Source organism: Erythrobacter dokdonensis DSW-74, assembly GCF_001677335.1.
GTDB lineage: Bacteria > Pseudomonadota > Alphaproteobacteria > Sphingomonadales > Sphingomonadaceae > Erythrobacter > Erythrobacter dokdonensis.
The window spans coordinates 1-22336 of sequence record NZ_LZYB01000008.1 but is presented as its reverse complement, the minus strand read 5'-3'; the positions used below and the strand labels follow the sequence as shown (position 1 = coordinate 22336).

24 protein-coding genes are annotated in these 22336 nt (G+C 63.5%); 12 read left to right on the top strand and 12 right to left on the bottom strand.

Annotated features, from left to right (window positions below; translation table 11 throughout):
- The first annotated feature begins 55 nt into the window (after positions 1-55).
- Together I603_RS12540 and I603_RS12535 are read left to right on the top strand one after the other, a co-directional pair.
- On the top strand, positions 56-1339 hold the full coding sequence (locus I603_RS12540; RefSeq protein WP_324613990.1) for a dicarboxylate/amino acid:cation symporter: 1284 nt from the start codon (positions 56-58) through the stop codon (positions 1337-1339).
- 76 nt (positions 1340-1415) lie between these two features.
- The gene (locus I603_RS12535) at positions 1416-2024 is read left to right on the top strand and encodes a superoxide dismutase (RefSeq protein ID WP_068865575.1); all 609 of its coding nucleotides are present in this window, start codon (positions 1416-1418) and stop codon (positions 2022-2024) included.
- 66 nt (positions 2025-2090) lie between these two features.
- Here the strand turns inward: I603_RS12535 and I603_RS12530 are convergent, their stop codons facing one another.
- Positions 2091-2714 carry a sigma-70 family RNA polymerase sigma factor gene (locus I603_RS12530; protein ID WP_068865574.1) on the bottom strand — a complete coding sequence of 208 codons (624 nt, stop codon included), beginning with the start codon at positions 2712-2714 and terminating at the stop codon, positions 2091-2093.
- Positions 2711-2935: a NepR family anti-sigma factor gene (locus I603_RS12525; protein WP_068865573.1), complete on the bottom strand. Its 225-nt coding sequence runs from the start codon at positions 2933-2935 to the stop codon at positions 2711-2713. The genes I603_RS12530 and I603_RS12525 overlap by 4 nt, the downstream gene beginning before the upstream one ends.
- 128 nt (positions 2936-3063) lie before the next feature.
- Between I603_RS12525 and I603_RS12520 the strand changes: the two genes are divergently transcribed.
- The gene (locus I603_RS12520) at positions 3064-4815 is read left to right on the top strand and encodes a CHASE domain-containing protein (protein ID WP_086621897.1); all 1752 of its coding nucleotides are present in this window, start codon (positions 3064-3066) and stop codon (positions 4813-4815) included.
- A 10-nt stretch (positions 4816-4825) separates the two neighbouring features.
- On the opposite strand, the gene I603_RS12515 is transcribed toward I603_RS12520, so the two are convergent.
- Positions 4826-5620: a response regulator gene (locus tag I603_RS12515; protein WP_068865572.1), complete on the bottom strand. Its 795-nt coding sequence runs from the start codon at positions 5618-5620 to the stop codon at positions 4826-4828.
- 281 nt (positions 5621-5901) lie between these two features.
- Positions 5902-7077 (bottom strand): N-acetyltransferase, encoded by a 1176-nt coding sequence (locus I603_RS12510; protein ID WP_232305385.1) that lies wholly within the window; start codon positions 7075-7077, stop codon positions 5902-5904.
- A 145-nt stretch (positions 7078-7222) separates the two neighbouring features.
- Between I603_RS12510 and I603_RS12505 the strand changes: the two genes are divergently transcribed.
- Positions 7223-8314, top strand: a complete 1092-nt coding sequence (locus I603_RS12505) for a fatty acid desaturase family protein (RefSeq protein ID WP_068865571.1) — start codon at positions 7223-7225, stop codon at positions 8312-8314.
- A gap of 15 nt (positions 8315-8329) precedes the next feature.
- Here the strand turns inward: I603_RS12505 and I603_RS12500 are convergent, their stop codons facing one another.
- From I603_RS12500 to I603_RS12470, 7 genes are all read right to left on the bottom strand, one after another.
- A complete protein-coding gene (locus tag I603_RS12500; protein ID WP_068865570.1) occupies positions 8330-8860 on the bottom strand; it encodes a GNAT family N-acetyltransferase in 531 nt (176 codons plus the stop codon).
- 10 nt (positions 8861-8870) lie between these two features.
- Positions 8871-9980 carry an LPS export ABC transporter permease LptG gene (gene lptG, locus I603_RS12495; protein WP_068865569.1) on the bottom strand — a complete coding sequence of 370 codons (1110 nt, stop codon included), beginning with the start codon at positions 9978-9980 and terminating at the stop codon, positions 8871-8873.
- Between the two features lie 7 nt (positions 9981-9987).
- The gene (locus tag I603_RS12490; protein WP_084440103.1) at positions 9988-11223 is read right to left on the bottom strand and encodes an LptF/LptG family permease; all 1236 of its coding nucleotides are present in this window, start codon (positions 11221-11223) and stop codon (positions 9988-9990) included.
- Between the two features lie 104 nt (positions 11224-11327).
- On the bottom strand, positions 11328-11834 hold the full coding sequence (locus tag I603_RS12485) for a DUF427 domain-containing protein (RefSeq protein ID WP_068865568.1): 507 nt from the start codon (positions 11832-11834) through the stop codon (positions 11328-11330).
- Positions 11835-11845: 11 nt separating this feature from the next.
- Complete coding sequence (gene clpS, locus I603_RS12480) at positions 11846-12250, bottom strand: ATP-dependent Clp protease adapter ClpS (protein WP_086621900.1); 405 nt, start codon at positions 12248-12250, stop codon at positions 11846-11848.
- Positions 12251-12471: 221 nt separating this feature from the next.
- On the bottom strand, positions 12472-13278 hold the full coding sequence (locus I603_RS12475; RefSeq protein WP_068865567.1) for a phasin family protein: 807 nt from the start codon (positions 13276-13278) through the stop codon (positions 12472-12474).
- A gap of 113 nt (positions 13279-13391) precedes the next feature.
- Positions 13392-15332 (bottom strand): PHA/PHB synthase family protein, encoded by a 1941-nt coding sequence (locus I603_RS12470; protein WP_068865566.1) that lies wholly within the window; start codon positions 15330-15332, stop codon positions 13392-13394.
- 172 nt (positions 15333-15504) lie between these two features.
- On the opposite strand from I603_RS12470, the gene I603_RS12465 reads away from it, so the two are divergent.
- The 7 genes from I603_RS12465 (at position 15505) to I603_RS12435 (ending at position 20073) form a co-directional block, all read left to right on the top strand.
- Positions 15505-16704, top strand: coding sequence for an LL-diaminopimelate aminotransferase (locus I603_RS12465; RefSeq protein WP_068865565.1), 1200 nt, complete (start codon positions 15505-15507; stop codon positions 16702-16704).
- Between the two features lie 88 nt (positions 16705-16792).
- Entirely contained in the window at positions 16793-17410 is a 618-nt protein-coding gene (locus tag I603_RS12460; protein ID WP_068865564.1) for a hypothetical protein, read from the top strand.
- Between the two features lie 27 nt (positions 17411-17437).
- The gene (locus tag I603_RS12455; protein WP_068865563.1) at positions 17438-17782 is read left to right on the top strand and encodes a hypothetical protein; all 345 of its coding nucleotides are present in this window, start codon (positions 17438-17440) and stop codon (positions 17780-17782) included.
- A 12-nt stretch (positions 17783-17794) separates the two neighbouring features.
- On the top strand, positions 17795-18295 hold the full coding sequence (locus I603_RS12450) for a hypothetical protein (RefSeq protein ID WP_068865562.1): 501 nt from the start codon (positions 17795-17797) through the stop codon (positions 18293-18295).
- A 61-nt stretch (positions 18296-18356) separates the two neighbouring features.
- Positions 18357-18779, top strand: coding sequence for a JAB domain-containing protein (locus I603_RS12445; protein WP_232305384.1), 423 nt, complete (start codon positions 18357-18359; stop codon positions 18777-18779).
- The gene (locus tag I603_RS12440) at positions 18776-19171 is read left to right on the top strand and encodes a winged helix-turn-helix domain-containing protein (protein WP_232305383.1); all 396 of its coding nucleotides are present in this window, start codon (positions 18776-18778) and stop codon (positions 19169-19171) included. The genes I603_RS12445 and I603_RS12440 overlap by 4 nt, the downstream gene beginning before the upstream one ends.
- Before the next feature lie 83 nt (positions 19172-19254).
- On the top strand, positions 19255-20073 hold the full coding sequence (locus tag I603_RS12435) for a crotonase/enoyl-CoA hydratase family protein (RefSeq protein ID WP_068865560.1): 819 nt from the start codon (positions 19255-19257) through the stop codon (positions 20071-20073).
- Positions 20074-20291: 218 nt separating this feature from the next.
- Here I603_RS12435 and I603_RS12430 read toward each other — a convergent pair whose 3' ends face one another.
- Positions 20292-20906 (bottom strand): hypothetical protein, encoded by a 615-nt coding sequence (locus tag I603_RS12430; protein ID WP_158093664.1) that lies wholly within the window; start codon positions 20904-20906, stop codon positions 20292-20294.
- 569 nt (positions 20907-21475) lie between these two features.
- Between I603_RS12430 and I603_RS12425 the strand changes: the two genes are divergently transcribed.
- Positions 21476-22336: hypothetical protein (locus tag I603_RS12425; protein WP_198157257.1), on the top strand; the 861-nt coding region annotated here is incomplete at its 3' end.

Here is a 22336-nt window from a genome sequence, read left to right as displayed (position 1 = left end):
CTGGCGCGGTTATCGCGCAAAGGGAAGGGCACGTTGCCCGTCGAAGGACAGGATTTTGCTGCAGGACGATGCCGCGCCCGCGATGGAGCGCCAATATCCGCTGGTGACGATCCGGTTGCCCGTCGCGCTGACTTTCGGAGCGCTGGTGGGCGGTCTTGTGCTGGGCATGACAGCGGCAGGCACCGGGTTGCCGGGCTGGATCGAGCAGGTGGCGCGGCTGGTCGGCAGCCTTTGGCTGCGCGCCTTGCAGATGACGATCATCCCGCTGGTCGCCGCGCTGCTGGTGCTGGGGCTTGCCCAGATGGTCGCCGCCGCGCGCGCCGGGCGCGTGGCGCGGGTCTTTCTCGCGCTGGTAGCGGGCGCGCTGGTGACCAGCGGGACCGCGACCATGATCGCCATGCCGCTGCTGCTGGAGGCGTTCCCGATACCGCCAAGCGCCAGCGCGTTTCTGGCCGAGGTGCCCGAGCAGACCGGCGAGGTGCCCGGCATCCTCGACTTCCTCGGCGGAATGATCGCGCCCAATATCATCGCCGCCGCCGCCGAAACCGCGATGCTGCCGCTGACGATCTTCTTCGCGCTGTTCGCCATTGCCCTCACCCGCCTGCCCGCCGATCAGGGCGAGCGGCTGCTGGCCTTCTTCCATGCGCTCGCCAATGCGATGCTGGTGATTATCGGCTGGGTGCTGCGCGCAGCGCCCGTCGGCGTGCTGGGGCTGGCCTTCGGGGTGGGCCTAAAAAGCGGCGGCGGGGCCTTTGCTGCGCTTGGCCACTATATTCTGGCGGTCTCGGCGATGGGCGCCATCGTGCTGCTGCTGGGCTACGTGGTAGCGGGCGTGCTGGGCGGGATCCCGCCGTGGCGCTTTGCCGCTGCCGTGCTGCCCGCGCAGGCAGTGGCGCTTTCGACCCAGAGCTCGCTCGCCAGCCTGCCCGCCATGCTCGACAGTGCCAGCCGGCTCGGCCTGCGCGCCAGCACGGCGGAGTTCGTGTTGCCGCTGTCGGTGGCGATTTTCCGCGCCACCAGCCCGGCGATGAACCTTGCGGTCGCGCTCTATGTTGCGGCGCTGGCGGGAGTGGAGATTACCCCTGGCGTGGCGATCATCGGGATCCTCGTGGCATTGGTGATCAGCGTCGGGTCGGTGAGCCTGCCCGGCTCGATCAGCTTCGTCGTCTCGATCGGCCCGATCGCGCTTGCCATGGGCGTCCCGATCGAGCCGCTCGCGCTGCTGGTCGCGGTCGAGATGCTGCCCGACCTGATGCGCACGCTGGCCAATGTCACAATGAACGTGGCTGTCACAAGCGCGGTTGACCGTTCGTCGCGCCGCGCTAGTGGCTCGTCGTGAAGCTGCAACCCTTCGCCCCTATCTGCGTTGATGTTGCAGACGACCCGTTTTGACACCCAAGCCTACGGAGGACACCATGGCTTTCGCACTTTCCCCCCTGCCCTATCCCGCTGAAGCGCTCGCGCCTGCCATTTCGGCCGAGACCCTGTCGTTCCACCACGGCAAGCATCACCAGACCTATGTCGACAAGATGAACGCGGCGATCGAAGGCACCCCGCACGCGGACGCCTCTCTCGAAGCGATCATCGCCGCCTCGCGCGGAACCAACCAGGGGCTGTTCAACAATTCGGCCCAGACCTGGAACCATGCCTTCTACTGGCACTCGATGGCCCCGGCTTCGACCGCGCCTTCGGCCGACCTTGCCGCCAAGATCGATGAGGCGTTCGGCTCGCTCGACAACCTCAAGCAGCAGCTGAAGGACCGCGGCACGGGCCACTTCGCCTCCGGCTGGGTGTGGCTGGCTGAAAAGGACGGCAAGCTCTCGATCGAGGAAACCCACGATGCCGACACGCTGGCCGACAGCGGCTTCAATCCGCTGCTGGTGCTCGACGTGTGGGAGCACGCCTATTACCTTGACCACCAGAACAAGCGCCCCGCCTATCTTGATGCCGTAGTCGAGGGGAAGCTCAACCTCGCCTTCGCGTCCGAGAACCTCGCTCGCGGGACGGTCTGGACCTACGCCTAAGTCCGAAGCCTGGTTTCGGGACTGCAGAAGGCCCGGGGCAGCGCTGCTCCGGGCCTTTTGCTTTGGTCAGCCGCGCGTGCTGGAAAGATTGCCTGCGGCCACTTCGTCAAGCTCCTCGAGGATCGCGCGGTGGGCGGCGTCATCCTCGGTCGAGCGGCGCGGGATGTTGCCGTTCGCCAGCATTTCCGTCAGCGCCGCGCGGGCACGGCCCACGCGGCTCTTGATCGTGCCGACCGCGCAGCCGCAGATCTCGGCAGCTTCCTCGTAGGAAAATCCGCCTGCTCCCACCAGCAGCAGCGCCTCGCGCCGTTCGGGCTGGAGGGTAAGCAGCGCGCGATGAAGATCGGACAGGTGGATCGGTTCTTCCTGTCCGGCAGGCGCGGTCAGGATGCGTTCGGCCACGCCTTCGTCATATTCGCCGCGGAAGCGGTTGCGGCGCATGTCGGTCAGATAGGCATTGCGCAGGATCACGAAGGTCCATGCGCGCATCGAGGTGCCGGGCTCGAAGCGCTCCTGCGCGGCCCAGGCCTTGAGCAGCGTCTCCTGCACCAGATCATCGGCCATGTCGGGGCGCCCGCACAGGCCGCGCGCGAAGGCGCGAAGGTGCGGGACGACCTGCGTCAGCTCGCGCTTGAAATCAGCCTTGTCGCGGGCCGAACGGGGGCTGTCGCCCGGATCGCTGTCGCTCACGGACGCGCTCCCCGGTCATCCGGGGAAGGCGAACCGCCGCCGCCCTGCCCGGGCGCACGCTTGGGTTCGATCTCGTCGAGCCGGGCCAGCAGATCCTTGAAACTGTCGGGCAGGTCTTCCTCGACCACCGAATCGTAAAGCTGCTTGAGACCATCGGCCCATTCCGGCGCGCGCTGGGGCGGGCCGGGGGTGGCTGGGGGCGGTTTGCGGTCTGAAGCCATGGTGCTTGTCGTTGTTCCTGATCCCGGCGCGACATGGGTCTGACGGCGGCACGTGCCGGTTCGGGCAGGGCATAGCACAGGCCGCCGCAAAGGTCTTTGCATAAACGTGCTTGGACTGTTCGGGAACGATGCGCCATATATTTGGTTCCGTCGCGGTCATGCCCCTGTCCGCCGTCAATAGAGGATCATGCCCGATCGATAGCGTTCCGCTCCTGCCCGATCGCGATCCCGTCGCCACCCCTGCGGGCGGCCGTGCGCGGCGCTGGCTGGTGCTCTATCCGCGCGCTATCCCGCTGGTAATCTTCATCGCGATCGCCGCCATTACCGCGCTGAGCGTCTTCGCGATCGAAAGCAATGCCCGCGCTCGCGAACGCGCGGTGATGCGCGAATATGCGCAAGGTGTGGCCGCCGCGCTCGACCGATCGAGCAACAGCTTTTCCTCCTACCTGCGCTCGGGCGCGGCGCTCTTCGCCTCGAGCGCCGATGTCAGCCCCCAGACCTTCGACAATTTCGTGCGCGCGCTGAGGCTCGACATGGATTATCCGGGGGCTGAGGGGATCGGCTGGCTGCCGGTGATTGAGACCGCTGACCTGCCCGCGTTCATGGCGCAGACGCGTGCGCGCCAGCCCGGTTTCCCCGATATCTATCCCAAGCCCGTCGCCACCACCGGCCGGATCGCGCCGGTAACGATGTTTGCCCCGACCAGTGAGCGCAACCGCCGCGCGCTCGGCTATGACATGTATTCCGATCCGGCCCGCGCCGCCGCCATGGCCGAGGCCGAACTCGCCCGCCGCCCGACCGCCTCGGGCCGCATCGTTCTGGAGCAGGAGCAATCGGGCAACCTGCCGGCCTTCGCTATCTACATGCCCGTGTTCCGCACCTTCGGCGAGGACGACCGGCGGCTGATCGGCTTTGTCTACACACCGTTCCGTGCCGGCGAATTCCTCGATGCGGCGATGGTCAGCCGGGTGCCGGCCGATTTCGGCGTGCGCCTTTACGATGGCGAGGCGAGCACCGGACACCTGCTGGTCGCTCATTCGATCAGCGATGCCGCCAGCGAGCGGGTGGAGGAGCAGGTCACCATCGCCAACCGCAAGCTGCTGCTGGTGGTCGAATCCGCCAATGCACGGATGCTGGCGCCGCTGTCGATGGTGACGCTGCTGTTCGGCCTCGCGCTCGCCAGCCTGCTGATGCTGCTCGCCCGGCTGCTGACCCAGCAGGCCTACGAGGATCAGGCACGGCTCACCTTCTTCGAAGAACAGAACTCGATCCGCAATTCATTGACCCGCGAACTCAATCACCGGGTCAAGAACACTCTCGCCAACGTGCTCTCGATTCTTTCGCTCACCCGGCGGCGCACGCGCGATCTCGATGAATTCGCAGACAGTCTCGAGGGCCGCATCCGCGCGCTATCCGCCACGCACGACCTGCTCACCGTGACCGACTGGGGCACCACCCCGATCCGGTCGGTAATCGAGGCCGAATTGCAGCATTTCCGGCTCGCCATCGACGATGCGATCCTGCTTGACGGACCACCGCTGGAACTGGCGCCCAATGATGCGCTGTCCTTCGGACTTGCAGTGCACGAACTGGCGACCAATGCGGCCAAATACGGCGCTCTGAGCGTCGCCGAAGGGCGGGTAACCATTCGCTGGCAGATGCTGGGCGACAATCTTGCCGAGGTCGAATGGCGCGAAACCGGCGGACCTCCCGTGGCCCGGGAACGCCGCCGCGGCTTCGGCACCGAGCTGATCGAAAAGGTGGTCGCCCACGAGTTGCGCCAGCCCGTCGCGCTCGATTTCCGGCCCGAGGGCGTCGTCTGCGTTATGCGCGTCCCGATCCGGCGACCGGCTGATTTCCGGATCAGGGAAGGCGGCTAGCGCAGGACCCCTAGCCCAAAGGCTGGCTCGATCGGAAGAACAGCGCCTGGCTGATGGCGGCGCGCACGGTCGCTTCCTGGAACGGCTTGGTCACCAGATAAGTCGGCTCTGGCCGGTCGCCCGTCAGCAAGCGTTCGGGATAGGCGGTGATGAAGATCACCGGCACGCTGCCGAGCGAGAGGATATCCTCGACCGCATCAAGACCCGATGAACCGTCGGCAAGCTGGATATCGGCCAGTACCAGCCCCGGCATACGCTCGGCCACCGCCTCGCGCGCCTGGGTCCGGGTCGCGGCGGTCGCGCTGATCGTGTGACCCAGCCCGGCGACAAGGTCTTCAAGCTGCATCGCGATGAGGGGCTCGTCCTCGATCACGAGAACCGAGGTCTTCTGCTCGCGCTCGATCCCGGCCACCGCATCGGCGACGAGTTGTTCGACCTCGACCACGTCTCGTTCGAGGATGGCAGCAGCTTCGGCGAGAGTGAAATCCTCCAGCGTCGTCAACAGGAGAGCCTGGCGCCCCGGCGGGGTTATCGCGCCCAACCGCAGCTGGGCCCCGGCTTCGTGTTCGCCCCCGCTGACGCTTGCGCCCTTGTCTTCGGGCTGCGCATCTGCCCAGACCCGGCTGAAGGTGCGGTAGAGCGGCACACGCCCGCCCGCCAGCGCCGCCGCGCCCGACGGATCGGACAGCACTTTCTCAAGCATGGTGCGCACCAGCGCATCGCCTGCTTCCTGCGAGCCGGTCAACGCGCGGGCATAGCGCCTGAGATAGGGCAGGTGTGTGGCGATCTGGTTTCCGAGAGACATTGGTCGGCTCCGCTGAAAAGAGGCAGCATCACATCTGCGATTGGATAAGCGATTCGCAAGGCTAGCGGTTCCGGCGCGGCGCGTCGCCTGTCTTGCAAGAGTGCCGCCGGACAGGCTGTTTCAGGGCACGCAAGAAATATTGAAAAAAAATTTTGCACTCCGGGAACCGGATGCCGCGGCGCTCATTTAGGCCTTGTCACCGCCGAGACCCCCCTCCCGTCCAAGCGGCTGGTGATACGATCCCGAAAGGCCTCCACTCTCCCGAGTGGAGGCCTTTTTTCTTACCCCAAGTCCTTCTCGTAAATCACGTATTCGCGGTTGATGGTGCTTTCGATTGTATCGGCGATTGCCACCATCCCCTGGTTGTCTTCGAGGATCCAGCCGATCTCGCCGCGGGTCGCACCGAACTTGCCATGGGCTTCCTCGCGGATCTTGCTGATCATCATGAAGGCAAGCTGACTGGCAAGGCGCGAATTGTGCAGCTCCTTCAGCACCCCCATCAGCGGCACCCTCATGCCGCGCGGCCGGGGCTGCTTCAGCCAACGCAGCATGTGGAACCAGCCGAAGGGGAACAGCTTGCCCTTGATCTGGGAGAGCGCGTCATTGACGTCGGGAAAGGTGAGCATGAAGGCCACCGGGCGCCCTTCAACCTCGGCGATCATGTTCAGTTCCTCGAAGATGATCGGACGCAGCTTCTTGCCCGCATAGGCGACCTCTTCCGGAGTGAAGGGCACGAAGCCCCAGTTGTCCGACCAGGCATCGTTGAGGATCGAGAGCACGATCTCGACTTCGGAATCCCAGCGGCTCTTGTCCACTCGGCGGACATTGATGCGCGCATTGCGCTGGCCCGACTGGACGATGCGCTGCACCAGCGGCGGAAAATCGTGACTGATGTCGAGTTCGTAGGTGAACAGCCGTTTGGCGGTCGAGAAGCCCGCAGCCTCGATCCAGCCGGCATAATGCGCCGGGTGGTGGCCCATCATGATCATCGGCGCATGGTCCTGCCCCTTGACCAGCAGGCCCGGTTCTTCCCAGATCGACAGCGATATCGGGCCAAGCGCGCGGGTCATGCCCTGGCCTGCGAGCCATGCCTCGGCCGCCGCCAGCAGGGCGCTTGCCACGCGCTCGTCCTCGGCATCGAAATAGCCGAAGAAGCCGGTGCCGGGTCCGAAACCCTGTTCTGCCGGCATCGCCAGCGCCAGTTCATCGATATGGGCCGAGATGCGGCCTACCGGCTTGCCCCCCCGGTGCGCGATGAAGAACTGTGCCCGGCCATGCCCGAAGAACGGATTCTTCGCCGGATCGACCAGTTCAAGCTGTTCCGAACGCAGTTGTGGAACCCAGTGCTCGAGCCGCGCGGAGAATGCCCGTCCCAGATCGACGAAGGCCACGCGACCGCGCTTGTCGGTGACCGGTTCGATCCCTATTTCGTCTCCGGAAGTGATTGCATCTGGCACGCGGCGTTTCCCGTAATTGTTCTTCGTCAAAGCGTCTGTGTAGCGGGCGCGCCATTCACGCAAGGCTATCGATTACACTCAGCAACAGGACAAGTTTGGCTTGACCCCCGATTTCAGGTAGGGCGGGCCGCAGGATTAGCCAGACATGACCATGCACCAGACCCTTGAACCTGCCCGTCCTGAAGCACTTGTCCGTGCGACCCGTCTGCAGTTCATGGAGGCGGACGACAAGGACATGCTGCGCGCCGCGCGCGACCTGACCAAGGGTTTGGGAGAAGCGCGCCCGGGCATCTACTGGCCGGACATGCTGATCTCTGCAGGCCTCGGCTATGCCGGGATCGCAGTCACGATTCTGGCAGAGCATCTCGCGATACAGATTGTCGCGGGGCTGGTGGCGGCGCTGGCGCTCTATCGCGCGCTCATGTTCATTCACGAACTTACGCATATCCATCGCGACGCGCTGCCCGGCTTCCGCACAGGGTGGAACCTCCTGGTCGGCATTCCGCTGCTGACGCCCTCCTTCATGTATGAGGGCGTGCACACCATCCATCACAAGCGCACGCAATACGGGACTATCGAGGATCCGGAATATCTGCCGCTGGCGCTGATGAAGCCCTGGAGCTTGCCGCTGTTCGTGGCTGTGGCGCTGCTCGCGCCGCTGGCGCTGCTGGTGCGCGCGGCCGTGCTGGTGCCGCTCGGCGCGCTGGTGCCGCCGGTGCGCACATTCGTGTGGCAGCGGTTCTCTGCGCTCTCGATCAACCCCGATTTCCGCCGCCGCCCGCCGGAAGGCGACTTCGCCGGGCGCGTGCGCTGGCAGGAAGCGGGCGTGTTCGTATGGTCGTGGATCCTCATCGGTTCGACCTTCGTGATCGGCTGGCAGCCGCTTGCGATTGCGATGGGTGTGTTGTCGCTCACTGCGCTGCTCAACCAGCTGCGCACGCTGGTCGCGCACCTGTGGGAGAACGAGGGCGAGCCGATGACAGTGACCGCGCAGTTCCTCGACAGCGTCAACGTCCCCCCTCCAGGGATTGCCGCAGAGATCTGGGCACCGGTCGGCCTGCGCTATCACGCGCTGCATCACTTGATGCCCTCGATGCCCTATCACGACCTGCCCGAAGCCCATCGCCGCCTTGCACGGGAACTGGGGGCGGGTTCCACCTACGAAGGCGCGAACCACCCGGGGATGCTGGTGCTGGTGGGGCGGATTGCTAAGAGCACGATGGGTAAGCGGGCGTAGGTTCCGCCCCGCCCTTCAGTCCAGAAAACAGATCATAGCACAGCGGCGGTCGGCAGGCAGGCCGTCGTCGACTTCGTTGGCCAGTTCGCCCGCCAGCCGCAGATGCGCGTCGAGCGCAGTGACTTCCTCGAAGCCCAGCCGGGCATAGAACGGGCCGTTCCACGCCACATCGCGGAAAGTGGTGAGAGTAAGCGCGCGAAAGCCCGAATTGCGCGCATCGACCATCGCTGCGCGCACCAGCCCGGCACCGATCCCTCGGCGCTGGAATGCGGGGGCGACGTCCATTTCCCAGATATGCAGTTCGCGCCGGAAGGGTTCGGCAACGAGAAATCCTGCCATTGTCTCGCCAACGCCATCGTTCACATGGACAACAAGGCAATGGCCCTTGCGGATCAGGCGGGCGAAGTCGGCTTCTGAGCGCGTGCGGGTAAAATCGAGGTGCTCCAGCCCCGGCTCGGCGGCAAAGGCCACCGCCGCCGCCTGCTCGATCGCGGGCATGGCGGCCGCATCGGCAGGCCGGGCGAGCCTGAGCGACCAGTCACTCATTCTCCACGCCTCATTCCTCGGTCCGGATCAGCACTGTCTCGCCCAGCAGCAGGAACAGCAGGAACGGTGCCCAGGCAGCGAGAAAGGGCGGGTAGCCGCCGAAGCTGCCCATCGCCAGCGCAGCATTGTCGACCACGAAATAGGCAAAGCCCAGCGCCATGCCGATGATCGCGCGCACGAACAGCTGCCCCGACCGCGCCAGCCCGAAGGCGGCAATCGAGCCCAAGAGCGGCATCAACAGCGCGGAGAGCGGCCCCGAGAGGCGGTGCCACCACTTGGCGCGCATCTCCTCGGTGCGGCGGCCCGCAGCCTCGAAGGTTTCGATCGTGTCCGCCAGTTCCCAGAAGCTCTGCGAATCAGGATCAACGGATTGAAGGTCGATCCGCGCCGGTGTCAGGGTCTTGCCGACGACCAGCGTATCGAGCTGTTCGGTGATCGCGCCCGCGACATCAAAGCGCACCGGATTCTCGAGCCGCCAGCCGGGCGCGGCATAGGCGGCGCGTGGGGCTCGCACCTGTTCGCGGATGATTCCCGATTGCGCGCGCTCGTACCAGGTAACGCCCGTGAGCACGATGTTCTCGCCCCGGCCCGTCATGGCGGCAGCGGCAAGGATGCTTTGCCCGTCGGTGAGATAGACATTGGCGCGCACTGCCCCGGTGCCTGCCTCAGCCTCGGGAATCGGGCCGTATTCGACGGCCTCCCAAGCCTTGAGCGTCGCATTGGCGCGGGTGACGATGCGTTCGTTGAAGGCAAAGCTTAGAAGCGCCACCAGCGCCGCGGTCAGCAGCAAAGGCGCGAGCACCTGATGCGCGGAGAGGCCGGCTGCCTTCATCGCCACCACCTCGCTGTTCTGGTTCAGGGTAACGAGCGTGATCAGCGTCGCCAGCAATACCGAATAGGGCAGGAAGCGGCTGGCCAGTTGCGGGGCGCGCAGCGAGGCATATTCGAGGATCTGTGCCTGACCGTTACCCGGCACCGCCAGAATGTCGCCTGTCGCGGCCAGGAGATCGAGCGCCAGCAATACCAGCACCAGCATGACAAGCACCGCAAGGATGCGCACCACGAACATCTTGGCCAGATACAGCGTCAGCGTACGCGAGGGGAAGAAATCGAGCTGCATGGGATAGCTACTCTGCCGCCACCAGTTCGGGGGCTGCCGGGTGGCCGCGCGGACGACGGCGTGTGAACAGCTTGGCAATCCGCTTCGAAAGCTTGGCAAATACGGTCTCGAGCGCGCCGATCGCCTGCCCACCCGGCACATAGGCAACCCGCCAGTACATCCACAAGATCAGCGCCGCGAAGATCATGAATGGCACCCAGAGCGCTAGGATCGGATCGAGCCGACCGAGCGCGGCGACATCCTCGCCGTACTGGTTTACCTTGTGATACGCGACCACCATCACGATCGAGACGAACACGCCGAGCGCACTGGTCGATCGCTTGGGCGGGATGGCCAGCGCCACGGCAAGCAGCGGCATCAGGAACATCATGACGATTTCCACCAGCCGGAAATTGAAGCTGGCGACACTGGCATCGCGTTCGCGCGGCGCGCTCTTGCCGCTCCATCCGATGCTGAGCAATTCTGGCAGGATATATTCGCGGGTGGCATCGCCGCGTGCGCGGAAAGCCTCGATGGCGGGCAGGTCGATCGGCAGGTCGTGGCGGCTGAAGCTGAGCACGCGCGGGGTCTTGCTGCCGGTGTCCTGGATGATCGTTCCCTCGGTCAGGCGCAGGATGATGGTGTCGGGGCTGTCGCGCGTGGCCAGAAAGGCACCCTCGCGTGCCGAGATCGACAGCACCTGACCCTTGCTGTTGGCAACGCGCGCAAAAATGCCGATCAGCCGGCGACCCTCGTCCTCGCTCGCCTCGATGCGCAAGGCCATGCGATCGGCCAGAGTGGTGAATTCGCCGACCTTGATCGAGGCACCCAGCGCGCCGGAGCGCAGCTCGTATTCCATCTGTTCGTAGTAATAGCGGCTGATCGGCTGGATGTAGAACACCAGCGCGATATTGACCGCAACCAGCACCAGAGTGATGGCATAGGGGATCTTCAGCAGGCGGTTATAGGACAGGCCCACCGCGCGCATCGTGTCGAGTTCACTGGTTGTAGCGAGCTTCCTGAAGGCGAGAAGCACGCCCAGCAGCAAGCCGAGCGGAATGGCAAGGCTCGCATATTCGGGGATCAGCGCGCCCAGCATCTTGAACACGACTGCCACCGGCCCGCCTTCGACCGCGACGAAATCGAACAGGCGCAGCATCTTGTCGAGCATCAGCAGGCTCGCGGCGAGCGCGAACACTCCCAGCATCGGCACGATCACCAGCCGGAAGATATAGCGATCGATGCTGGGTAGTAGCTTGAGCACCTTCAGTCCCGCCTGATCCGCGTCCCGTGAAGTGCCCCTAGCGCCTCACGCTGCGCGCGTCATGTCCCAATTCTCCTATGGCAGCGCGGGAATGAGCGGCGGATTTACCAGAAGCGGCTGCCGGGAATGCCCTTGAACGGCCCCGCCTCGTGGCTGGTGATCCAGCCGCCGTAAAACCCTCCGGGCTGAGGGGTGACCTGCTCGGCGTCGACGAGCACCTTCTCGAAGGGCGCGGCATAGAATGCGATATGGCCCGCAATTCCGGCAAATGCCCGTGTTGGCGAGGGGTAGGACCAGCCTGCGCCGACAAGACATTCATCGCCGATGACCACATCCCAGTAGGCCGCTTGCCCCTTCCATTCGCACAGGGACCGCGACGGGTTGGGCCGCAGATGCGCCATCGCAATGTCGCTTGGCGGGATGTAGTAGGTCGGCGGATGCGAAGTCTCGAGCGTGCGCCATGCCGAGCGGGTATCGGCGAGCACCACGCCGCGATGGACAATCCGGATGTGGCGCGACGTCGGTTCGGCGATCGCCGGGCGCGGATAGTCCCAGACGCTTTCCTGTCCGGGCTTGACGGGAGCAGGCTGCGGATGATGGGGCTGGCGCATCGCCGCCCCGCTCACGCCTTTTCAAGCGTGCATTGCAGCGGGTGCTGGTTCTGACGGGCGAAGTCCATCACCTGATTGACCTTGGTCTCGGCCACTTCGTAGGTGAAGATCCCGCACACGCCCACGCCGCGCTGGTGGACGTGGAGCATGACCCGGGTCGCCTGTTCCAGGTCCATCCCGAAGAAGCGCTTCAGCACCATCACCACGAATTCCATCGGCGTGTAATCGTCGTTGAGCATCAGCACCTTGTACTGGCTCGGCTTCTTGGGCTTGGCGCGGGTCTTGGTTGCGATGCCGACCTGCCCTGCACCGCCCTCGTCCTTGCCGCCGTCATCGTCGCCTGCGCGCGGGCGTGCTGCGAGCGGCACAAGCGGCTCGGCACTGGCGGCGAGGCAGGGAACGGTGCGGTTCGGCATGAACCCCCATTATGGGATTCGCACGCCGCTGTGCAAGCAGTTGATGCGATTCATTCGCTTGTGACTTCAGCCCCTGTGGCATCCTCGCCTGACTGGGACCGGATACCGGCCAAAGAAAAGGCCCGGGCAGACCATGTCTGCCCGGGCCAGCGCCTTGCGGCGCGCTCTCGTGAACCGGGTTGGGAGAGAGAGGAGAGAGGCCCGGTCCAGAAATCTGTCGCTTAAGCGGCCTTCGAGATCTTCTCGGCGGCAACGCTCACGCGGTTCGAAATCGGGGCGAAGGCATCATTGTACAGCTTCACCCAGGCTTCGGTACGCTTCGAGCCGAAAGCGACCAGCGCATCGAAGTTGCGGCGGGCGATCTCGCCCTGCAGCTGCATCAGTTCGGTCGGCGACTTGATCGCGGCGACCTTCTTGGCGTCTTCGGTGACGGTCTCGAGCACGGTCTTGCCGGTTTCGAGGTCGCTCTTCACGATGTCCTGCGCACCGGCGAAGAAGATCTTACCGCTTTCAACCACGGCATCGACGTTCGCCTTGCTGAACTCGGTGGCTTCACCGGCCAGTTCCGTGGTCTTGGCGTAGGCGGTCTTCGCGCGGGTCTGGACGTCGGCCAGCATTTCCTTGGCGGTGGCGGTGATGTCGGTGTTCTTGGCAGTAGCCATGATGGTATCCTTGAGCTTGATGACGGGATTGGTGGCAGGCGCCGCAGCGGGCTTGCTCGGCTTGGAGGCAGCCTTCTTCACGGGCGCGGGCTTCTTGGGAGTCACGGCCTTCTTGGCAGCGACAGTCTTCGCTGCAGGCTTCTTGGCCGCGACCTTCTTCGCGGCGGGCTTCTTTGCAGCGACCGGGGCAGCGCGCTTCTTCGGCGCGGCGGCCTTCTTTACGACAGCCGCCTTGGGTGCGGCCTTTTCGGCCTTGGGCGCTGCGACAGCCTTGGACGCGGCTTCGGCATAGGCTTTTTCTGCAGCCGCATCGATCTTGGCGACCGGGGTCTTGGCTTCAGCAGCAGTGGTTTCAACTTCGGACATGACGACCTCGCTTCATGTTGCACTGCACAAAATAGTGAGTGCGGGCGCGAAGTCAAGTCTTTTTGTGCAGCGCACAAAAATACCGAAACTGTCTGTCTGTCAGATGCTTGAGGTCAGCGGGTCTTCACATAGCGGCCGGGCGCGTCCTCGATGACGGGATCGCCCTTCCCGCCCGGCACCCGCTTTCCTTTCGCCGGAACGCGGACGTCGGACTGCTGGTGGAGCCAGCCGAGCCAATGCGGCCACCAGCTGCCCGGATGTTCCTCGGCGCTCTCGACGAAGGCCTTCAACGAGGGGGCGCTGCTGTCACCGAGCCAGTACTGGTACTTGTTCGCCGCGGGCGGATTGACCACCCCCGCGATATGGCCCGATCCGGCGAGCAGGAACTCCACAGGCCCCGCGAAGTGCTCGGTAATCCGCCACACGCTTTCGGCCGGAGCGATATGATCCTCACGCCCGGCCTGCACGAAAGCAGGGGTGGTAACGCGGGTCAGATCGATCGGCGTGCCGTCCGCGCTGAGCGCATCGGGTACCACCAGCTTGTTGTCGCGGTAGAGGTCGCGCAGATAGGCATTGTGCCATTTGGACGGCAGGTTGGTAACGTCGCCGTTCCAGTGCAGCAGGTCAAAGGCCGGGTAATCCTCTCCCAAGAGGTAATTGTTGACGACGTAGTTCCAGATCAGGTCCTTGCCGCGCAGTGCATTGAATGTCGCCGCGAGATAGCGCCCGTCGAGATAGCCCTGCGGGCTCAGCTGCCCGATCATTTCAAGCTGGCCTTCGTCGATGAAATGCTTGAGGTCGCCCCCCTTTTCGAAATCGACCTGGGCGGTGAAGAAGGTTGCCGACTTGACCTTGTCCGCCTCGCCCCGCCGCGCCAGCACGGCAAGCGTTGCCGCCAGCGTGGTCCCGGCAACGCAATAGCCGATGGTGTGGACATGCGGCACGCCCAGCCGCTCTCGCACGAGATCGATCGCTTCGATCTGGGCGCGGATGTAATCGTCCCACACCACGTCGGCCATGCTTTGGTCGGCGGATTTCCAGCTGACGACAAAGACACTGATGCCCTGGTCGACCGCCCACTTTATGAAGCTTTTCTTCGGGGTCAGATCGAGGATGTAGAAGCGGTTGATCCACGGCGGAAAGATCACCAGCGGCACTTCAAGCACCGTTTCAGTGGAAGGGCTGTACTGGATCAGCTGATATAGCGGAGTTTCGTGCACCACCTTGCCGGGGCTTGCCGCCAGGTTCTCCCCCAACCGAAAAGCGTCAGGGTCCGTATGAGTCAACTGCCCGCGCTTTAGATCGTTGATCAGGTGCTGCATCCCGCGCACGAGGTTCTGCCCTCGCGTCTCGACGGTGCGCTTCATCACGACCGGATTGGTGAGCAGGAAATTGTCCGGACTCATCGCCTCGGCCAGTGCGCCGACCGCAAATTCAAGCTGCTGGCGCTTGACCGGATCGAGCCCTTCCATGCTCCTGACACTGGTGCGGAAATATTCCGCCAGCATCAGGTAGGTCTGGTGCAGAAGCAGGAAGGCGGGATGTTCACGCCACGCGGGATCGGCAAAGCGGCGGTCGCTCTTCGGCAGGGCGGCAGGATCGGGCGCCCCGCTTGCTGCACCTGTCGCGGCGCCGCCAAGGAAGGACTGCGCTACACCTTGCCACAATTGCAGCGAATCCTGGGCCAGCTTAGCCTGAGCGTCAAACAGGCCCTTGGGCATCTGCCCAAGCATCGATTGCGAGATTACCAGCCACTGGGCCGGGTCAAGCGGGTTGACGCCCTTGGTGGCCTTTTCCGCCGCCTGGCTTGCCTGATAGGCTGCGAAGTCGAGCCATAACTGCTGCAATTGCGCGGCTGCGCTGGCCCATTCGCCCATCTCGCCCGTGTCCAGCCCCTGCGGCATCAGCGTCTGCAGCGCCTCGGGCGCCAGCGCCCCTGCACCATGTCCGCCAAGCGCACCCGCGAACAGTTCGCGCATCGCTTCGCCCTGCATATCGAAAAATCCGCGGATGCCGTCCGTCGCCGCGTCACTATTGTTCCTGTCCTGCGCCATTGCCTGAACCGTCCCGTATCCCTTACCCGCCCGCTTCCGGCGAGACTTGCCGGACCCGCGTGCAAGCTCCTCTCTAGCGAAAACGCCTTCCCACTGCGACCGCTATTGCCCTAGAATGGCAAATATCGCCCCGGCACGTCCCGACCGGCGCGAAGCAGGAAGACAATAACCGATGAATGACCAGTTCTACCGCATGAAACGGATGCCGCCGTATGTGATCGCCGAGGTCAATGCGATGCGTCATGCCGCGCGGCTGGCAGGGCAGGACATCATCGATCTGGGCATGGGCAATCCCGACCAGCCGCCGCCGCAGCATGTCATCGACAAGCTTTGCGAAGTCGCGGCCAAGCCCGATGCGCACGGCTATTCGCAATCCAAGGGCATTCCCGGCCTGCGCCGCGCACAGGCGGGCTATTACGCGCGCCGTTTCGGGGTCGAACTGGATCCCGAAAGCGAGGTGGTGGTGACAATGGGCTCGAAGGAGGGTCTTTCCAGCCTCGCCACCGCAATCATAGCACCAGGCGACGTGGTGCTCGCGCCCAATCCCTCCTACCCGATCCACACCTTCGGCTTCATCATTGCCGGCGCGACGATCCGATCGGTGCCGACGACACCGGACGAGGAATACTGGCTGTCGCTCGAACGCGCCATGAACTTCACCGTACCGCGTCCCAGCGTGCTGGTGGTGAGCTACCCCTCCAACCCGACGGCGGAGGTAGTCGATCTCGCCTTCTATGAACGGCTGGTCGCGTGGGCTAAGGAAAACCAGGTCTGGGTGGTCAGCGACCTTGCCTATTCCGAGCTGTATTTCGACGACAAGCCGACACCGTCGATCATGCAGGTAGAGGGCGCGAAGGACGTGGCGATCGAGTTCACCTCGATGTCGAAGACCTATTCGATGGCCGGCTGGCGCATGGGCTTTGCGGTCGGCAACCGCCAGCTGATCGCCGCGCTAACCCGAGTGAAATCCTATCTCGATTACGGCGCCTTCACGCCCGTCCAGGCGGCAGCCTGTGCCGCCTTGAACGGCCCGCAGGACATTATCGAAAGCAACCGTCAACTCTACCACAAGCGCCGCGACGTGATGGTCGAGGCGTTCGGACGCGCAGGGTGGGATATTCCGCCCCCGCCTGCCTCGATGTTCGCCTGGGCACCGCTGCCGCCGGCCCTGAAATCGATGGGCAGCCTCGAATTCTCCAAGCAGTTGCTGACCCAGGCCCAGGTCGCGGTCGCACCGGGGGTCGGCTATGGCGAGAACGGCGAGGGCTATGTCAGGATCGCCATGGTCGAGAACGAGCAGCGGTTGCGTCAGGCAGCGCGCAACATCAAGCGTTACCTCCAGTCGCTTGGAGTGAACAGCTCGGCCGCGTGAGCGGCAACCTGCTCCAAAATCGGTGCATTCATAAGCCTGTTAGGTTACGCTGCTTGCCGATCTCGGATTACAGCTGAAGGAGAAGCCAATGTCGTCCGGAGCCACGCGGCGGCTGACCGACAGGCAGCAAGCCGTGATGGAACGAATCGACAGGCGCGTGCCGATCAAGGTCATCGCGCTCGAACTCGGCGTATCCGAAACCCGCATCAACCAGCATATCCGCGCGCTCAAGGATATCTACAGCGCGGGCAGCCTTGGCGAACTTGTCGAGAATTACCGGGCCAGCCTGCAGCAAGTGCCGGCCGAAACAGATGTCGCCGGTGATGAGGATACAGGGGAAGTCCAGGATTTTGCGGATGGAGATTCCCTGAAGACCTTCAGTGAAGCTGCATACACGAAAAAGCAGATTCCTCCGTTCGGCGGTTTTGACGAGGCATCACTGCGGGATGACCCCGGCACCCTGATGATGAGCGACGCGAGAATCCTCATCAACCAGGCGCCCTGGCTGCGGCCGGGCGAGCCGAAGGTGGTCCCCGGAGTGCTCGACGGCGAGCATGCCGTGCTGTTTCGGTTGGGGGCGATCCTGGGGATCGCATCAGGCATCCTTGCCGCCGTGGTACTGACCATTACCGCGGCGGTCACCCTTACCGAAGCGACAGCGGGCAAGGCGACCGTCTCCGTGGACAGTACTCAAGTCGCCGGGTGAGCACCGGGACCGGATGGAAGAACCCCGATGAACGACCGTATTCTTGCCGATGCGCGCAATATCAAGAAATTGGTCCGCGAGGCAGAAGCACTCGCGGATGAGGCCCTGCTCGCCATGGCCCGGCTCAAACAGGCGATGCTGAGCGCACGCCAGAACCCCGAGGTCGAAGTGCACGTCGGCCAACGCGCGTTGATGAGACTGACCGAAGCCGAAGCCCAGGCCATGGCGGTGTCGACCAACCTGCTGCGCGTTCATGACGAACTTTCCAAGGTCGCGCGCGTCCATGCCGGCGGTGACCAGAACATCCCGACGGAGTTTCCCGCAGCCGCGATGCCCGAGGCGGCTCCCGCAGCCACGATGGTCGCGGCCTGACCTGGCAAAGGCATGCTGCTCGATTTCTACAACGAGTATCGTGTCCTGGCGCAACATATCGCCAGCGTCGCTCTGGCGCTGGCGATATGGCGCTGGGGGGGAGGACCGGAACGCTGGCTGATCGGCATCTTTGTCGCCACCATGGTGGCCCCAACCCATGTTTTTGGGTTGTTCGGTATCGAAATCTACCCGTTCGGACCGCACGGCTGGATCTTCGTCGCAATCGACGTCATCGCGATGATTGCCTTTGTAGTGATCGCCTTGAACGCCAACCGCAACTACCCCTTATGGGTGGCAGGCTTCCAACTGGTCGCGATAGGCGCCCATGCCGCTCGCGGAATGGTCGATGCGGTGTCGCCCTTTGCCTATCTCGTGCTCTCGATCGGCCCGTCCTATTGCCAGCTTGTGATCATTTTTGCCGGGCTCGTCCGCCACATTCGGCGTGAAAACCGCTTCGGTCCCTATCGCGAATGGCGCCTCACGCGCGAACCTTTTGCTGTGTCTCAGTCCTGACTTCCCGCCGGAGTCCTGCCATGTCGTATCTTCCGCACGCATTTCCTGAGGCGCCTGCCGCGTGGTGATCGCCGCACTCCAGTCCCGCGTGCCGGCGTCTGGCGCGCCCGAAGACCGGCTCGGCGCTATGATCGCATATCTGCGCGGGATAGTAATCGCACCCGAAGGCATACGCGAACGCGGCCATGCGATCTTCGTCGATGCCGAACGCTGCTGGCTTGGCGATACGAGCATCGGGGTAGGCAACCTCAACGCGCTCTCACTGCGGATGCGCACGCTCTTCGGTGAAGCGCTTCGCCTCGATGCAAGGGGCATCATCCTCGCGCACAACCATCCGTCCGGACATTGTCGCCCGAGCGGTTGCGATATCGCTGCCACGCGGCGGTTGGCCGACGTGGCAAGGGCGCTGGACATCGAACTGATCGATCACCTGATCTTCACCCGCGAGGCCGTCTATTCCATGCGTGCAGGGGGAATGCTGTGAGTTCGTTATCCGTAAACGGAATGTTTCCCGACAGCGACACCCTGATCCCGCGCTTTCGCGAAGCAGGTGACGTAACGCTTGACCTGTTCCACCGCGACGGGCGGGTGGAAGATCGCTGGCTCGGCCTGCATCCGCGCGAATTCGAACTGCTTTGGCGGCTGGCTGAACAACCGGGTGAACGCATGACCCGCAGGCAGCTCTTGGCCGATGTCTGGCGCATTACCTTCGAGCCCGAGACCAACAGCGTCGCGGTGCATGTCGCAAGGGTGCGGGCCAAGCTTGAGCCCTTCGGACTCGCGCGGATACTGGCGACCCACCCCGATGGCGGATATTTCCTCAACGCTCCGCCCCGCCCCGACCACTTCCAGCGCGCGACCAGGGTCAACGCCTGAACGCGCCGCCACTGGACTTGGGCCCGGGAATCGGCGAGGCTCACGCCTGCAATTGCTACAAAGCCAGGGGATCAACTTTCGCCATGTCTGCCACTGCCACCACCATCGTCAACGACCGTGTCGCGATCGAGCTTGGGGAAGACGGGGTGGCTGACGTTCGCCTGACCCGCGCCGACAAGATGAACGCGCTCGACCCGGATATGTTTCAGCGGATCATCGAGGCGGGCAGCACCCTCCAACGCATGAAGGGCCTGCGCGCTGTGGTGCTGTCAGGCGAAGGCCGGGCCTTTTGTGCCGGGCTCGACCTGTCGAATTTTGCCCGCAAGCCGGTCGAGGACGAGCCCAGCCTGACCGAGCGCACCTATGGCAATGCCAATCGCGCGCAACAGGTCGCGATGCAATGGCGCAAGCTGCCCGTGCCGGTCATTGCGGCAGTCCACGGCGTGTGCTTCGGCGGCGGCCTCCAGATTGCCAGCGGCGCCGATATCCGCATCGTCCACCCTGCAACCCGCATGGCGATCATGGAAATGAAGTGGGGGCTGGTGCCCGACATGGGCGGCTATGTCCTGTGGCGCGGGCTGGTGCGCGATGATGTGCTGCGCGAGCTGATCTACACCAACCGCGAATTCACAGGAGCAGAGGCGCAGCAACTGGGTCTTGCGACCTTTGTGGACGAAGACCCGCGCGAGCGGGCATTCGCCATTGCCCGCACCATCGCGCTGAAGAACCCTCATGCGATCCGGGCCGCCAAACGCCTGCAGGCCGGAATGTTCGAACGCGAAACCGACGCAATCCTCATGGAGGAAAGCCTCGAACAGCACGCGATCATGCGCACCCGCAATCAGGTCGAGGCGGTTATGGCCGAGATGGAGCGCCGCAAACCAAATTTCGAGGACGTCTAGGATCGACCTTCTGGCCGCGCACGGCGATCATCCGCCCGTGGGCTGGATTGCGATTTCCTGCCTCGCGAGACGGGCGGCCGGAGCCTTGCGTGGCTCCGGCTCACCCCATTTCCGACGGTGATCAGCTCAGCCGTGATAGTTTGACCCTTCATGTCTTGGATTTGGGTGCGGGGATCGACACGGCACCCTCATCACGCACACGCTATAGCATGAGATTATCAGGGATTTATAACGACTACGTCTTCCGTAGGAAGATAACGTAAATCAATTCCAGCCTCGCGCAGATCGGAGAATGTCAGGAGACCGGTTGGTGGTAAACGCGACGGCAGAATAACCTTGTCATTCCCGGAACGTCCTAGAATATTCCGTAGATCCCTGATGTCCAAGGAAGGTTCGCCGTTGGCAGGAATGTTCACTTCTATGTTTCCAACAAGACGCTCATCTACACGGAGTGATTTCCTGACCTTTATTGCGCCCTGATCAGCCTGTGGCACGGCCTGCCGGACTTCGAGCTCGGCCAGAGAGAAATCGATAGGCACGAGCACACTCTGCAGGCTTGCGTTCTCACGCCGCGCGTCAGCCGCGTCGGCCTTCTCTTGCGACTGCGGCTGGAGACTTGCCACATCCTCACCGGCCGGTCGCACGTCGCTCGGAGTGTACGCCGGCGGCGGGATGACATCCGGCGCTGCCTGAACCGGATCGGTTTCCGACAGAGCTGTACCGATGTCATCGGGCCGGGAAATCGGGGGCAGGCTCTGACTGGCGCTTGGCTCGAGGTCGCGATTGACGGCAAACAGCATGACGGCAATCACGATGCCGAGCAGCGCGATCATGAAGACCTCCTCAAGGCTCAATCTTTCGTACGCGTCTTCAGCTGTCATGGATGTGTCGATTCGCCTGATTCGAAGCCCGCCGATTCGGAGCCGAGACGGCCCTAATGGTTAATCTTCGGGAGTTTGAAGCCAATGCGGAGGCAAAATTTTCATCGGCATCCCGCGCTTCCGCTGGCATCTTCTTGCCTACCTCCAGTGGGAGGAAAGCAAGATTTTGGATGCCCCGGACATAAACAATCCCGACCTCTTTCCACTCAATTTTCCAGCATCTTAATATTCAAACATCTGCAGATTGTAACCATCTGACAGCAGCCGCCGGCCTCGTTCAGACCTGCCTATCGACTCGTCCATTATTGAGACACCTTGGCGTCTGCCACGATCCAGCGGTGTTTACAGTTGGTGAATTTCAATTAACTCTCCCATACGGGATTGGGTCGCGGCGCACGTACGCTGCACGAGTTTTCGAGCGGTCTGGCAGGTTGGATCGCTGTTCGGAATTCCTTCGCAACGCATGATGTGCCGCGGTCTTTGCTGGCGCGAGAGGCCTTGGCCTCCGCGTAGCGGGAGGGATGAAGATGAACGAAGATCTGGATGCCTTCGGCGGCGAGTCCGTCGATGCCGAAATGACGTCGCAAACGCTGTTTCAAGGCGGCCAAGCTCAAGCTGGAAGACAGGCCCCTCAGGTGGCGCCCGCAGCCGGCAGCAACGCGGTCGTTCTTGCCGAAGGCCAGGCGATCGAGCGTCTTGAGGCCGATGGTTCGGATCTTGTCATCATATTGACGGACGGAACAAGAATCCTCGTGCCCGATGGCATCATTCTGGTTCCCGAGATCATCGTCGACGGAACACAGATTCCTCCTGCCAACGTAGCCGCACTGCTGGTGGGCAACGAGCCTGAACCGGCTGCCGGCCCCAATCCCAGCTCAGGAGGCAATTTCGCCGTCGATCCCACAGACATACAGGCCGCGTTCGATCTGGGAGACCTGCTGCCCTACACCGAACTCCCGGTCGCACTGGAAGTCGAAGAAGAGATCATTCCGGTTCCGGCCAGCGATGACGAAGTCACGTTTTTCGACCTTGAAATACAACCCTCAGAAGTTGTGCTGGACGAAGACGACCTGCCCGATGGCACGGACGGAAGCGACTCCCTGATCGCAGAACGCACTTTCGGCCTGGATGCGCCCGATGGGCTGGTCAGCGTCCGTGTGAATGGGGTTGATGTCGTGGTCGGGGGACGCTTCTCCGGCCCTGTCGAAGTATCCAATGACGGTATCTATTCTGTCGTCATCACCGGCTGGACGCCCGTATTCGGACTGGGTGGCAATGCGGTTGTCAGCGCAGTCTTCAGTTACAGGGTCACCCTGCTCGACAACACTTTAGAGCATAACGAGGCGGGCGAAGATGTCATTGCCCGGACGCTCACCATCACT

Coding starts and splice junctions, on each gene's coding strand:
- I603_RS12535 (WP_068865575.1), top strand. CDS start 1,416: ATGGCTTTCGCACTTTCCCCCCTGCCCTATCCCGCTGAAGCGCTCGCG.
- I603_RS12525 (WP_068865573.1), bottom strand. CDS start 2,935: ATGGCTTCAGACCGCAAACCGCCCCCAGCCACCCCCGGCCCGCCCCAG.
- I603_RS12520 (WP_086621897.1), top strand. CDS start 3,064: ATGCGCCATATATTTGGTTCCGTCGCGGTCATGCCCCTGTCCGCCGTC.
- I603_RS12515 (WP_068865572.1), bottom strand. CDS start 5,620: ATGTCTCTCGGAAACCAGATCGCCACACACCTGCCCTATCTCAGGCGC.
- I603_RS12505 (WP_068865571.1), top strand. CDS start 7,223: ATGACCATGCACCAGACCCTTGAACCTGCCCGTCCTGAAGCACTTGTC.
- I603_RS12500 (WP_068865570.1), bottom strand. CDS start 8,860: ATGAGTGACTGGTCGCTCAGGCTCGCCCGGCCTGCCGATGCGGCCGCC.
- lptG (WP_068865569.1), bottom strand. CDS start 9,980: ATGCAGCTCGATTTCTTCCCCTCGCGTACGCTGACGCTGTATCTGGCC.
- I603_RS12485 (WP_068865568.1), bottom strand. CDS start 11,834: ATGCGCCAGCCCCATCATCCGCAGCCTGCTCCCGTCAAGCCCGGACAG.
- clpS (WP_086621900.1), bottom strand. CDS start 12,250: ATGCCGAACCGCACCGTTCCCTGCCTCGCCGCCAGTGCCGAGCCGCTT.
- I603_RS12475 (WP_068865567.1), bottom strand. CDS start 13,278: ATGTCCGAAGTTGAAACCACTGCTGCTGAAGCCAAGACCCCGGTCGCC.
- I603_RS12470 (WP_068865566.1), bottom strand. CDS start 15,332: ATGGCGCAGGACAGGAACAATAGTGACGCGGCGACGGACGGCATCCGC.
- I603_RS12465 (WP_068865565.1), top strand. CDS start 15,505: ATGAATGACCAGTTCTACCGCATGAAACGGATGCCGCCGTATGTGATC.
- I603_RS12460 (WP_068865564.1), top strand. CDS start 16,793: ATGTCGTCCGGAGCCACGCGGCGGCTGACCGACAGGCAGCAAGCCGTG.
- I603_RS12455 (WP_068865563.1), top strand. CDS start 17,438: ATGAACGACCGTATTCTTGCCGATGCGCGCAATATCAAGAAATTGGTC.
- I603_RS12450 (WP_068865562.1), top strand. CDS start 17,795: ATGCTGCTCGATTTCTACAACGAGTATCGTGTCCTGGCGCAACATATC.
- I603_RS12435 (WP_068865560.1), top strand. CDS start 19,255: ATGTCTGCCACTGCCACCACCATCGTCAACGACCGTGTCGCGATCGAG.
- I603_RS12430 (WP_158093664.1), bottom strand. CDS start 20,906: ATGATCGCGCTGCTCGGCATCGTGATTGCCGTCATGCTGTTTGCCGTC.